Here is a 12232-nt window from a genome sequence, read left to right on the forward strand (position 1 = left end):
GGAGGCAGCGTCATGCCTCTGGCGCGCTCCCGCGCTTCCGGCGCCGTCCGCGGGGCTCCGATCTACGAAGGTGGAGGCGCTGCAGAACCCGGGGCGATCCAGCAGCCCGGCACCGTGGCTGCCCAGCCGCTGCGGCCACTGCCGTCGCCGTCGCCCTGGCGACAAAGCGCTCGGGAAAGCCCGCGCAGAGGCCGTAGCGGTCGTCCCTAGACTGGCCGCTCGCAGCCGTTCTTTCAACTGATCCAAAGGCCTCCCATGCAGCCCACCCGTTCTCCCTTCTTCCCCCGTACGGCCGCCGTCTGCGCGGTGAGCGCGATGCTGCTCGGCGCTTGTGGGGGTGGTGGCGGCTCGGGCGGAACTGGGCCGGAGGAAACGCGCGCGCAGGACAGCCGCAACAGCTTTGCCGTGGCGACCGCCAGCCTGCCGTTCGCCGCCATGGACGGCGCCACGGTCGAGACCGACCGCTGGACGGGTATCAACGCCGGTGCGGGCTACCGCATCGAGGTGCCGAAGAACTGGAACGGCATGTTGGTCATGTACGCCCACGGCTATGCCGGCGAAGGCAACGCGCTGACGGTGTCCAACCCGGCCTTCCGGCGGTACTTGATCGAGAACGGCTACGCCTGGGCCGCGTCCAGCTACACCAAGAATTTCTACGACGTGCGCGTGGGCGTGGAAGACACCAACGCACTGGCCAACGCGTTCGTCGGCATCGCCGCCGCCAACGGCCGCGCGCTGCCCGAGCCCACCCGCACCTACCTGACGGGTGTGTCCATGGGCGGCCACATCACCGCCGCCGCCATCGAGGACGAGGCGCAGCGCACCGCCATCCACAAGCGCACCTACCAGGGCGCTTTGCCCATGTGCGCCGTGCTGGGAGACCTGTCGCTGTACAACTACTTCGGCGCTTACCAACTGGCCGCGCAAAAGCTCGCCGGCCTGCCCGCCGCCAGCGCACCTACGACCGACTGGGCCACGATCGCCCCGCAGGTGCGCAATGCCTTGTTCGGCAACCAGACATCGTTCTCGTCGGTCACGCCGCAAGGGCAGAAGCTCAAGGACATCGTGATGAACCTGACCGGCGGGCCGCGGCCGATCTTCGACCAGGGCTTTGCCAACGCGCCGCTGCAGAACACCGTGTGGGGCACCTTCGGGCGCGACGGCACCATCAACGGCATCCTGAACAAGCAGGGCATCGACACCACCGCCACCGTCTACCGCTTCAATGCCAGCGACGCCGAGGTGGCCAACTTCAACGCCACCATCGCCAAGTGGGTGCCCGCGCCGGATGCCAACCGCCTGCGCAGCGACGGACTGCGTTGGGTGCCGCAGGTCAACGGCCAGTTCCGCATCCCCGTGGTGACGCTGCACACGCTGGGCGACATGTACGTGCCCTTCCACATGGAACAGGTCTACCGCGACCGCGCCGAGGCCAACGGCAGCGGCCAGTGGCTGGTGCAGCGCGCCGTGCGCGCGCCGAGCCACTGTGACTTCACCGTGGCCGAGCAGTCCGAAGCGTTCAAGGCCCTGGCCGACTGGGTCGAGAAAGGCGTCAAACCGGCCGGCGACGACGTGAAGACGCCTGCCACCCTGGCCGATGCGCGTTATGGCTGTACCTACACCCGCAACGCTGGGGGGCGGGATGACAGCGCCACCACCGTGGCTACCCGCGCGGCCATGCCGGGGTGTGGTGGGAGCTGATCTTTTGTCAGCCCGCGCTTGTCGCTTCCCAGTGTGGGTTTCAGAGAGACGGAGCTGCGCTGAACCCATCCCTCGCGCGGCGTGTCATTCCGATGGGGCTGCCTGCAGCGTGGCCCATCCTCGCTGTGGAGGTGCTTAAGCGTTCAGCGGGCTCGGGGCCCTCCGCCGCAAGAGGCAGCGCGGCGCCACTACCAGCCGATCTTCTGGTTGGAGCCTCCTGTCCCACTGGAGCACGCTGACGTGCCCCTGGCGCAGGGCGTAACGTTTCGACAAATGGGCGCCGCACGCTGCAGCCTGTTCGGCAGTGGCCGCAAATTTCCTGTGTACTACCACCAGAGCCAAGCCGAGCCACGAAGCAGCGCCGGCTTGAATGATCGGTCAGGCCGCGTCCCCGAATTCGCGGACATGCGGCGCATACGCTGAAATAACGGAAACACACAGGCACTCTGAGACCACGAGCCACTCTTGCATGGCGTCGAGCGACGCGGTCACGTGCAGGAACTGCCCCGCAGCGCGTTCCCGCCAGCCGCCAGAAGTGACCTTGTAAAGAGCATGACCCGTGGTGAGAGGCGTTTGCCAATACCCCAGCATGTCCCCCTCATCCATCACCTGGAATGCCCGGGCGAAGACGAAGTGGATCTCAAGATAGCGGTCGACGCCTTCCGGGGCGGCTACAACAATACGCAAGCCGGAATTCGTGCTGTGGATTTCGGCGATGTCCGAGCCCCTATGCCACTCGAGTTCGGAGCCAACGGGTTCTAGGAGTGTCCGCATAAGGCCTCATGTTTGGCGTAAGGGGGCCGGTTGGGGGCCTGTTCGGGCGGAGGAAGGGGGGATTCTGAACGTGCCATTCCAGTCTTCGTTGTCCACCTTGACGCCTGACGAGAAAGTGAGGGGCGGCCCGAGCGCGTGGGGCGCAGAGAACCGACAAGCGTCGCTTGTGAGCTGCCCGTCTCGACTGCGGGGACAGATTGCGCGTTCACGGAAAGCGAATTTCCACTTCTGCCACTGCTTCTACGAGGGCGCTTTGCCATCCTTGAAATGCACGGGGCCAGCCTTGTGCGACTTTGAAAACCCCGCTTGCCAACAACTCCTGGGCCTCTGCGGGGGAGGCTTGCGAAGCACGGCGAAGAATGGCAAAGACCTGTGGGGCATTTGGCCCCACATCAGTAACCCAAAGTTCGGGGTCACGATAAGGCTTGGATTCATAAGGCGGAAAAACACCATATCTGCCACGCAGTTTGGACAGTGCTTCGCCGGTTGTATGAGCGGCCAGGGCTTGAGCTGCTTGCACATGCTCGTTGCAGAACCACTCCAGGCCTTGGGGATGTCCGGCCCGGCCCTTGAGCAGCGGTTCGAAGTCCGCAAACTGAACCATGCTTCCTCCCGTTCGGAAGTGGAAATACTCTGAGCCAAAGTCCTTGTTGCAGAGGAAGCAGATGGGTGCTTTCATGCCGAAGCAGTCTAGCGCTTGACGTGGGGCCGTGGGAGCCGCTGGCACAGGCGCAGGCAGCCCGAAGCGCGGCTTCTGGCTGCCGAAGCCAGCGGTCAACAAGGCTTGAAACTGACGAAACGGATGCTGGCGAAATCCAGCAGAGCGCCAAAACTCTAGAGCAGAAACCTTGAGAAGGGCGAAGCGCTGGCGTTAATGGCGGCCCGCTTAAAGCGGAGCATGAAAGGCCTAACGCCCGCGGTAAGCTCGCGAATGAATACCGTTTGTTGCATGCGCTGGCGGTGAAGTACCCGCATGCCGACCGCAGTGGGGCTGGTGCCTCCCACCCGGCCGGCCGTCATGAAACCTGGAGCTTGCGTACGCAACTCCAAAACGCACAAAGGCCTGTCGCCAGGCCTTTGTGAAGAGAGTGCCCAGCGATGAGGGCCTTGGCTCGGTCAGGCGAAGTCGCTCACGGGCAGGCAGCTGCAGAACAGGTTCCGGTCGCCATACACGTTATCCACGCGCCCCACGGGCGACCAGTACTTGGCTTGGCGCAGCGCTGCAACGGGGTAGGCGGCGGCTTCGCGGCTGTAGCCGCGCGGCCAATCCGCGGCCAGCAGGCTTTCGGCCGTGTGCGGCGCGTTCTTCAGCGGGTTGTCGTCACGCGGCCAGGCGCCGCTTTCGATCTGCCGGATCTCTTCGCGGATGGCGATCATCGCGTCGATGAAGCGGTCGATCTCGAACAGCGTCTCGCTCTCCGTGGGCTCCACCATCAGCGTGTTGGGCACCGGGAAGGACAGCGTGGGCGCGTGGAAGCCGTAGTCGATCAGGCGCTTGGCCACGTCCTCGGCCATCACGCCGCTGGTGTCCTTCAGGCCCCGCAGATCCAGGATGCACTCGTGCGCCACATGGCCGTTGGCCGATGCGTACAGGGTGGGGTAGTGGTCCTTCAGGCGCGCGCTGATGTAGTTGGCGCTGAGGATGGCGGTTTCCGTCGCGGCCTGCAAGCCATCGGGGCCCATCATGCGGATGTACATCCAGCTGATGGGCAGCACCGCGGCATTGCCCAGCGGCGCCGCGCTGACGGCGCCCACGCCACCGGCCACACTGGCCGAGGTATGGCCCGGCAGGTAGGGCACCAGGTCTTCGACCACGCAGACGGGGCCCACGCCGGGGCCGCCGCCGCCGTGGGGAATGCAGAAGGTCTTGTGCAGGTTGAGATGGCTCACGTCGCCGCCGAACTCGCCAGGGGCCGCAACGCCGACGAGCGCGTTCATGTTGGCGCCGTCCACGTACACGCGGCCGCCGTGCTGGTGCACCAGCTGGCAGAGTTCCTTGACCTGCGTCTCGAACACGCCGTGCGTGCTGGGGTAGGTGATCATCACGCAGGCCAGTTTGTCGGCGTGCTGTTCGCACTTGGCCTTGAGGTCGGCCATGTCCACGTTGCCATTGGCGTCACAGGCCGTCACTACCACCTGCATGCCCACCATCTGCGCGCTGGCGGGGTTGGTTCCGTGGGCGCTGCTGGGGATCAGGCAGATGTTGCGGTGGCCCTGGCCCTGCGCGCGGTGGTAGGCGCGGATCGCCAGCAGGCCCGCATATTCGCCCTGGCTGCCGGCGTTGGGCTGCAGGCTGATGCCGGCGTAGCCCGTGGCCTGGCACAGCCAGGCGCGCAGTTGCGCGTCCAGCTCGGCATAGCCCTGCAGCTGGTCGGCAGGAGCGAAGGGGTGCACCTGCGCGAACTCGGGCCAAGTGATCGGAATCATCTCGCTGGTCGCGTTGAGCTTCATGGTGCACGAGCCCAGCGGGATCATGCTTCGGTCCAGCGCCAGATCTTTATCGGACAGCTGGCGGATGTAGCGCAGCATGGCGGTTTCGCTGCGGTGGGTGTTGAACACCGGGTGCGTGAGGAAGGCGCTGGTGCGGCGCAAGGCGGCGGGGATCAGCGGCTCGATGCCGGCCTCGAAGTCTTCCACGCGCGGCAGCGCCTGGCCTTCGCCCGCGAAGATCGACCACAGCAGGGCGATGTCGGCGCGGGTGGTGGTCTCGTCCAGCGAGATGCACAGGTATTCGTCCCAGGCCTTGCGCAGGTTCACGCGCTGCGCGGCGGCACGGGCCAGCAGCTCGTCGGTGCGCGCACCGCTCTTGAGGCTCAGCGTGTCGAAGGCCGAGTCGTGGTGCGTGGCGGTGTAGCCCAGTTGCGCCAGGCCCTTGGACAGGATCGCGGTGTAGCTGGCCACGCGCTGCGCGATGCGCGTGAGGCCTTCGGGGCCGTGGTAGACGGCGTACATGCTGGCGATGACGGCCGGCAGCACCTGCGCCGTGCAGATGTTGGAAGTGGCCTTCTCGCGGCGGATGTGCTGTTCGCGCGTCTGCAGCGCCAGCCGGTAGGCGGGCTTGCCGTGCACGTCCACGCTCACTCCCACCAGGCGGCCGGGCAGGGAGCGCTTGAATGCATCGCGGCAGGCCATGTAGGCCGCGTGCGGGCCGCCCGCGCCCATGGGCATGCCGAAACGCTGCGTGGTGCCCACCACGATGTCGGCGCCGCCGGATTGGGCGGGGCCGCCGTCCCATTCGCCGGGCGGCTTGAGCAGGCACAGGGCCAGCACGTCCGCCGCCACGATGTAGGCGGCGCCCTTGGCATGCACCCTGACGGTGTCGCCGTCGTCCACGCCCAGGCGGCCGCTGGTGGAGGGGTACTGGTCGAGCACGGCGAAGTAGTCGTCGCCCGCCAGCAGCGTGTTCCACTGCTCGGCGCTGTCGGCCAGCACCACCTCGATGCCCAGCGGCTCGGCGCGCGTGCGGATCACCTCGATGGTTTGGGGGTGGGCGTCGCCCGCCACGATGAAGCGCTGGCCCTTGGCCTTGACCGAGCGGCGGGCCAGCGTCATGGCCTCGGCGGCGGCGGTGGCTTCGTCGAGCATGGACGCGTTGGCGATGTCCATGCCGGTCAGGTCCGTCACCATGGTCTGGAAGTTGACCAGGGCCTCCATGCGGCCCTGGCTGATCTCGGCCTGGTAGGGCGTGTAGGCCGTGTACCAAGCGGGGTTCTCCAGGATGTTGCGCAGGATCACGCCCGGCGTGTGCGTGCCGTAGTAGCCCTGACCGATGAAGCTCTTGAACACCTGGTTCTTCGCCGCAATCGCCTTCAGCTCGGCCAGCGCGCCGGCCTCGGTGCTGGCGGGCGGCAGATCCATGGGCTGGCTGCGCGCGATGGAGCGCGGCACGATGCCGTCGATCAGCGCGCGGCGCGAGGCCTCGCCGATCACCGACAGCATGTGGGCTTCGTCCGCCGCATCGATGCCGATGTGGCGGGGCTGGAACTCGGCGGCGTTCTCAAGCGCGGCGAGCGAGGGGAAGGGGGCAGAGGTGGTCATCGGCGGCGGCAGCAGGACGGGCGGCAAAAAGGAAAAGCGCCGCGGCCCGGCAAGGCCGCCGGCGCGTCGGATCAGGCGTTCTTGGTGAACTCGGCGTAGGCCGGTTCGTCCATGAGCGCGTCGAACTGCGACAGGTCGCTCACGCGGACCTTGAAGAACCAGCCGGCGCCCAGCGGATCGCTGTTGGCCAGGGAGGGATCGGCGCGCAGGGCCTCGTTGACCTCGACGATCTCGCCGGAGATGGGCATGTACACATCGGCGGCGGCCTTCACGGACTCGACCACGCCGGCCACTTCGCCCTGGGCGAACGATGCGCCCACGGCGGGCAGGTCCACGAAGACCACGTCGCCCAGCGCGTCCTGCGCATGCAGCGTGATGCCCACGGTGGCGGCCTGGTGGTCAGCGATGTCGATCCACTCGTGGTCCTTGGAAAACTTGGCGGTCATGGGGGCTCCAGAAAATGAAAGGTCAATCAGAGGAAAAAAGAGAACTGCCGTTGCCAGCTGCGACTGTAGCCGGGCGGGGACGGTCTTCCAACGGCTGAGGCGGTGCGGCGCGGCGCGATCAGCCGCGGTGGTAGCGCGGCGGGGTGAACGGCATGGGCGCCACCTCCATCGGCACGGGCTTGCCGCGCACGATGGCGTTCACACGCGTGCCAGGGGCCGCGTGGTCTGCAGACACGTAGGCCATGGCGATGGGCTGGTCTACCGTGGGGCCGAGCAGGCCGCTGGTCACCTCGCCGATGCGCTGGCCCTGCAGATCCTGCAGCTCGGTGTGCTCACGCACGGGCACGCGCTCCAGGGCCACCAGTCCCACGCGTTTGCGGGTAAGGCGGGCGGGCTGGTCGATCTGCGCCAGCACCTTGTCGGCACCCGGGAAGCCGCCGGCGCGGGCGCCGCCGGTGCGGCGCACCTTCTGGATGGCCCAGTTCAGCGCGGCCTCGGGCGGCGTCGTGGTGGTGTCGATGTCGTTGCCGTACAGGCACAGGCCGGCCTCCAGGCGCAGCGAATTGCGGGCGCCCAGGCCGACGGGCTTCACCTCGGGCTGGGCGAGCAGGGCGCGGGCCAGGGCCTCCGCCTGGGCGGCAGGCACGGAGATCTCGAAACCGTCCTCGCCGGTGTAGCCGCTGCGCGTCACGAAGCAGTCGCAGCCGGCGATGGTGAAGTCGCCACCAGTCATGAAGACCAGCTGCTGCACCCCGGGCGCCAGCCGCGCCAGCGCGGTGGCGGCCTGCGGGCCCTGCAGCGCGAGCAGGGCCTGGTCGGGCAGCGGCACGACCTGGCAGCGCTGGCCGATGCGGGCCTGGATGTGAGCGATGTCACCCGCCTTGCAGGCGCCGTTCACGATCACGAACAGCGTGGGTTCGCCATCGACCGTGCCCTGGTTGAAGAACATCAGGTCGTCGATGATGCCGCCTTCGTCGTTCAGCAGCAGGCCGTAGCGCTGCTTGCCCACGGGCAGGTCGATCACGTCCACGGGGATCAGCGTCTCGAACGCGGCGGCGGCATCCGCGCCTACCAGCTTGAGCTGGCCCATGTGCGAGACGTCGAACAGGCCGGCGGCGGTGCGTGTGTGGTGGTGCTCCGCCATCAGGCCGCTGGGGTACTGCACGGGCATGGAATAGCCGGCGAACGGCACCATGCGGGCGCCCAGCGCGATGTGCAGGGCGTTCAGGGGCGTGGTGAGCAGCGGGGCGGCGGAAGCGGACGAGGACATGGCGGAATCTCCGAGGGCAGGCATGGAAGCGGCCCATCCGGAGATGCGCCGCGGCATGTGCCCTGCTGTCCGCTTTACCTGAGAGATTCACCGCGCAGCCGGCGCCGGTGGCGCGTGTGCGGGGTTTGCTCCTTCGGTGGGTGGCGCCCGTGTCTCGTTGACGGTGCGCCGACCTCTCTCCAGCCAGGGAAACGCCCGCATCCCTGCGGGCGTTCCTGTCAGTCCTTTTGCCTGAGCGTTCGGGCGGTGGCCCTGCGCCTTCGGCGGCCCGCACAGGGTGCGCGGACTCTCTCCTGACAAGTGCGCGCAGTATACCGGCGTAGGCAGCGGCGGTTGGGCGGACGATGGCACGCCTGGGGCCAAGGACGGTGGCGGCGCGCGGCCCTGCTGCCGTTCACCGTAATCCCTCGGGTGCGGTAAATCGTTCTGCGGCTGCGCCGATGCCGTGAATAATGAACGCCATGGACCGCCTCGACCGAAAAATCCTTGCCGTGCTGCAAGGCAACTCCCGCGCCAGCCTGCAAGAGATCGGTCAGGCCGTGGGCCTGAGCCCGTCGCCCTGTTGGGGGCGCATCAAGAAGATGGAAGAGTCCGGCGTCATTCAGGGCTACACCGTGCGGCTGAACCCGCAGGCGCTGGACCTGGCGGACACCGTGCTGGTGCAGGTCACGCTCGACAGCCACTCCGACAACACGCTGGAGAAGTTCGGGGAGACGCTGGCCAGCATTCCGGAGGTGATCGAAGCGCATCTGGTCTCGGGCGACTACGACTACCTGCTGCGCGTGGTGGTCAAGGACACGCGCGATTACGAGCGGCTGCTGCGCGAGAAGCTCTACAAGATCAAGGGCATCCGCCACAGCCGTTCCAGCTTCGTGCTGCGCACGCTGAAGAAGGCCGATCTGCCGCTGTTCGTGGACTGATCGGAAAAATCTTCAGAATTTTTGCGCTGCGCTGCATCCAAAGGCGCGTCTCGTGTGTAGAGCCTGGTGCAGACCCTGTCGGGACTGTTCCATTCAACTACCAGGAGAACCTCATGCGCTCAATCCGTCTGACCCGTATCGCCACCGTCGCCGCGGGCGTGTCCGCTGCCGCCTTGCTGGCCGCCTGCGGCTCGATGTCCACGTCCGGTGCGCACAGCCCGCCTTTCTCGCAAGCCAGCCTGCCCGCGTCCATCCAGGTCCCGGCCGGCAACAAGGTGGCGTGGGAGACGGTGGGCAAGGGTGACATCACCTACGAGTGCAAGGACAAGGCTGGCATGCCCGGTCAGGTCGAATGGACCTTTGCCGGCCCCGACGCCAAGCTGATGGACCGCAGCGGCAAGCAGGTCGGCAAGTACTACGGCCCGCCCGCCACCTGGGAAGCCAACGACGGCTCCAAGCTGACCGCCACGCAACTGGCCGTCGCCCCGTCTACCGCCGGCGCACTGCCGTACCAGCTGGTGAAGGCCAACCCGGCCATGGGCAGCGGCGCGCTCACCGGCGTGACCTACATCCAGCGCGTGAACCTGAGCGGTGGCGTGGCACCCGCGAACATGGCCTGCACGGCTGCGAACAAGGGCCAGAAGACCACCGTGCCCTACCAGGCCGACTACATCTTCTACAAGGCGGCCTGATCGGCGCAAGGGCCCGCGGTGGAAGGGCAGGGTGCGCCGGATGAGGGCGCGGCGCAGGGGCATGGCGGCGCCGTGCCCGGCGCATGCACTACGATGCCGCATCCTTCCCACCGTGGGCACTTTCCTTGAACGCAGCCGACACCTTCGACTACGACGCAGCCCTGGCCGCCTGTGCCCGCGGTGACGCCCAGGCGCTGCAGCGCATCTACCGCCATGCGGGCCGGTATCTGCTGGGCGTGGCCTTGCGCATCGTGCGCGAGCGGGCCCAGGCCGAGGACGTGCTGCACGACGCCTTCATCAGCATCTGGCAGCGGGCCGGCAGCTTCGACGCCGGGCGCGGCGCGGCGCGCGGATGGATCTACAGCGTGGTACGCCACGCGGCGCTCAACGTGGCGCGCGGCAACGCGCGCGACGTGCGCATCGATGACGAGGCCCTGGAGGCCATCGACGATCAGGCGGCGCTGCACAGCTACCGCAGCCGGATCGACCCCTATGAACTGGGCGCCGACCTGGGCAAGCTCGACGCCTGCCTGGGCCGGCTGGAGCCCGCGCGGCGCGACTGCATCCTGCTGGCCTATGTGGAGGGATGCTCGCACGGCGAAATTGCGGAACGGACGCACACGCCGCTGGGCACCGTGAAGGCATGGATCCAGCGGGGCCTGCGGGCGCTGCGGGAGTGCATGGCATGACGACGTTCTCTGATTCACCAACACCCGACGACATCGACGCGCTGGCCAGCGGCTACGTGTTGGGCACGCTGCCCATCGCGCAGCGCCGCGCCGTCGAAGACCGCCTGCCCCACGACGCCGCGCTGCGCGATGCCGTCCAGGGCTGGGAAGAGCGCCTGCACCCGCTCACGGCACTCGTGCCGCCCGTCGAGCCTTCGCCTTCCCTGTGGGGCCGCATCGAGGACAGCCTGGGCTGGGGCCGTGCCCAGCAGGCCGTGGCGGCGGCTACGGCGGACAGCGGCCTCACGGCCTGGTGGAACAGCGTGCGGCTGTGGCGCGGTCTGGCCGGCGGCGGCTTTGCCGCAGCCGCCGTGCTGGCGGCGGTGCTGGTCACGCGCGTGGGCGCCCCTCCCGCCGCGCCGCAGTACATGGTGGTGCTGGTAGCCCCGGGAGACACCCAGCCCGGCTGGGTAGTACAGGCGGGCGCCTCGTCGCGCGACCTGAACCTGGTGCCCCTGCGCGAAACCGCCGTGCCGCAAGGCAAGTCGCTGCAGTTCTGGACCAAGGCGGACCAGTGGACCGGGCCGAAGTCGCTGGGCCTGGTGCAGCCGGGCGCCGCCATCACCGTACCGATCGACCGCCTGCCGCCGCTGGAGGCCAACCAGCTCTTTGAGCTGACGCTGGAGCCCGAGGCCGGTTCGCCCATCGACCGGCCGACGGGGCCGATCGTCTTCATCGGGCGTGCGGTCAAAATGCTATAGGGCGTTTGCTATTGTTTATATAGCTGATTGCGCTTGATGCATAAGCGCTAGAGGCCTTTTTGACCCCGATTCCTCAGCCAGGGCTGCGCGCCTTCGCATGGGCCACGCCTTGCCGGTGCGCGGGGCAGGCCCTCTGCCCCGCGACCGGTGGACCTCCTCAGCCCAGCAGCAGCGCGTCGTCCGCCAGCTGCTCGCCGCGCACCTTCTCGAACATCTGCAGCAGGTCGGGCACGCCCAGGCGGCTGCGCTCGTCGCCGGCCACATCCAGCACCACCTGGCCCTGGTGCAGCATGACGGTGCGCTGGCCCACGTCCAGCGCCTGGCGCATGCTGTGCGTGACCATCATGGTGGTGAGCTGGTTCTCGGCCACGATGCGGGCGGTGAGCTGCAGCACGAAGTCCGCCGTGCGCGGGTCGAGCGCGGCGGTGTGCTCGTCCAGCAGCAGGATGCGCGAGGGCTGCAGCGCTGCCATCAGCAGGCTCACGGCCTGGCGCTGGCCGCCCGAGAGCAGGCCGATGCGGTCGCTCAGCCGGTTCTCCAGGCCCAGTCCCAGCGTGGCCAGGCGCGCGCGGAAGGTCTCGCGCTGCGCGCTCTTCACGGCGCCGCGCAGGGCCGCGCAGCGTGCCCCGCTGCTGGGCCAGGGCCATGTTCTCCTCGATGGTCAGGTCCTCGCAGGTGCCGGCCATCGGGTCCTGGAACACGCGCGCCACGCGCTGGGCGCGCGCCCAGACGGGCTGGCGGGTGACGTCCTGCCCGTCGATGGCGATGCGGCCCGTGTCCACCGACAGGTCGCCCGAGATGGCGTTCAGGAAGGTGGATTTGCCGGCCCCGTTGGAGCCGATGACGGTGACGAACTGCCCGGCCGGAATGTCCAGCGACATGCCGCGCAGCGCGCGCGTCTCGATGGGCGTGCCGGGGTTGAAGGTGATGTGCAGGTCTTGTGCGCTCAGCATGGTGCGGTC

10 protein-coding genes, 1 pseudogene and 2 riboswitches are annotated in these 12232 nt (G+C 68.0%); of the genes and pseudogenes, 5 read left to right on the forward strand and 6 right to left on the reverse strand.

Features of this window, described 5'->3' with window-relative positions:
• The first annotated feature begins 315 nt into the window (after positions 1–315).
• Positions 316–1701, forward strand: coding sequence for an alpha/beta hydrolase (locus QE399_RS15245; RefSeq protein ID WP_309832132.1), 1386 nt, complete (start codon positions 316–318; stop codon positions 1699–1701).
• Positions 1702–2079: 378 nt separating this feature from the next.
• Here QE399_RS15245 and QE399_RS15250 read toward each other — a convergent pair whose 3' ends face one another.
• The 5 genes from QE399_RS15250 to gcvT all read right to left on the reverse strand — a co-directional run bounded on the left by QE399_RS15250 (position 2080) and on the right by gcvT (position 8229).
• Complete coding sequence (locus QE399_RS15250; RefSeq protein ID WP_309829904.1) at positions 2080–2475, reverse strand: hypothetical protein; 396 nt, start codon at positions 2473–2475, stop codon at positions 2080–2082.
• A gap of 205 nt (positions 2476–2680) precedes the next feature.
• On the reverse strand, positions 2681–3154 hold the full coding sequence (locus tag QE399_RS15255) for a hypothetical protein (RefSeq protein WP_309829906.1): 474 nt from the start codon (positions 3152–3154) through the stop codon (positions 2681–2683).
• A gap of 437 nt (positions 3155–3591) precedes the next feature.
• A complete protein-coding gene (gene gcvP / locus QE399_RS15260; protein ID WP_309829908.1) occupies positions 3592–6513 on the reverse strand; it encodes an aminomethyl-transferring glycine dehydrogenase in 2922 nt (973 codons plus the stop codon).
• 71 nt (positions 6514–6584) lie between these two features.
• Complete coding sequence (gcvH, locus tag QE399_RS15265; RefSeq protein WP_309829910.1) at positions 6585–6959, reverse strand: glycine cleavage system protein GcvH; 375 nt, start codon at positions 6957–6959, stop codon at positions 6585–6587.
• A 118-nt stretch (positions 6960–7077) separates the two neighbouring features.
• Positions 7078–8229, reverse strand: coding sequence for a glycine cleavage system aminomethyltransferase GcvT (gene gcvT / locus QE399_RS15270; protein WP_309829912.1), 1152 nt, complete (start codon positions 8227–8229; stop codon positions 7078–7080).
• 55 nt (positions 8230–8284) lie between these two features.
• Positions 8285–8422: riboswitch (glycine riboswitch) on the reverse strand.
• 16 nt (positions 8423–8438) lie between these two features.
• Positions 8439–8535: riboswitch (glycine riboswitch) on the reverse strand.
• Positions 8536–8690: 155 nt separating this feature from the next.
• On the opposite strand from gcvT, the gene QE399_RS15275 reads away from it, so the two are divergent.
• From QE399_RS15275 to QE399_RS15290, 4 genes are all read left to right on the forward strand, one after another.
• On the forward strand, positions 8691–9149 hold the full coding sequence (locus QE399_RS15275; protein WP_309829914.1) for an Lrp/AsnC family transcriptional regulator: 459 nt from the start codon (positions 8691–8693) through the stop codon (positions 9147–9149).
• 113 nt (positions 9150–9262) lie between these two features.
• Positions 9263–9841: a DUF3455 domain-containing protein gene (locus QE399_RS15280; protein WP_309829916.1), complete on the forward strand. Its 579-nt coding sequence runs from the start codon at positions 9263–9265 to the stop codon at positions 9839–9841.
• An 83-nt stretch (positions 9842–9924) separates the two neighbouring features.
• Positions 9925–10530 carry a sigma-70 family RNA polymerase sigma factor gene (locus QE399_RS15285; RefSeq protein ID WP_309829917.1) on the forward strand — a complete coding sequence of 202 codons (606 nt, stop codon included), beginning with the start codon at positions 9925–9927 and terminating at the stop codon, positions 10528–10530.
• Entirely contained in the window at positions 10527–11270 is a 744-nt protein-coding gene (locus QE399_RS15290; protein ID WP_309829919.1) for an anti-sigma factor, read from the forward strand. Before QE399_RS15285 ends, QE399_RS15290 begins: the two co-directional genes overlap by 4 nt.
• 157 nt (positions 11271–11427) lie before the next feature.
• Here the strand turns inward: QE399_RS15290 and QE399_RS15295 are convergent.
• A pseudogene (locus QE399_RS15295) lies at positions 11428–12223 on the reverse strand (ABC transporter ATP-binding protein).
• Between the last annotated feature and the right edge of the window lie 9 nt (positions 12224–12232).

The organism is Paracidovorax wautersii (assembly GCF_031453675.1).
Classification (GTDB): Bacteria; Pseudomonadota; Gammaproteobacteria; order Burkholderiales; family Burkholderiaceae_C; genus Paracidovorax.

Bases quoted from the DNA above. Each gene is read 5' to 3' on its own strand.
- QE399_RS15245 (WP_309832132.1), top strand. From the start codon at position 316: ATGCTGCTCGGCGCTTGTGGGGGTGGTGGCGGCTCGGGCGGAACTGGG.
- QE399_RS15250 (WP_309829904.1), bottom strand. From the start codon at position 2,475: ATGCGGACACTCCTAGAACCCGTTGGCTCCGAACTCGAGTGGCATAGG.
- QE399_RS15255 (WP_309829906.1), bottom strand. From the start codon at position 3,154: ATGAAAGCACCCATCTGCTTCCTCTGCAACAAGGACTTTGGCTCAGAG.
- gcvP (WP_309829908.1), bottom strand. From the start codon at position 6,513: ATGACCACCTCTGCCCCCTTCCCCTCGCTCGCCGCGCTTGAGAACGCC.
- gcvH (WP_309829910.1), bottom strand. From the start codon at position 6,959: ATGACCGCCAAGTTTTCCAAGGACCACGAGTGGATCGACATCGCTGAC.
- gcvT (WP_309829912.1), bottom strand. From the start codon at position 8,229: ATGTCCTCGTCCGCTTCCGCCGCCCCGCTGCTCACCACGCCCCTGAAC.
- QE399_RS15275 (WP_309829914.1), top strand. From the start codon at position 8,691: ATGGACCGCCTCGACCGAAAAATCCTTGCCGTGCTGCAAGGCAACTCC.
- QE399_RS15280 (WP_309829916.1), top strand. From the start codon at position 9,263: ATGCGCTCAATCCGTCTGACCCGTATCGCCACCGTCGCCGCGGGCGTG.
- QE399_RS15285 (WP_309829917.1), top strand. From the start codon at position 9,925: ATGCACTACGATGCCGCATCCTTCCCACCGTGGGCACTTTCCTTGAAC.
- QE399_RS15290 (WP_309829919.1), top strand. From the start codon at position 10,527: ATGACGACGTTCTCTGATTCACCAACACCCGACGACATCGACGCGCTG.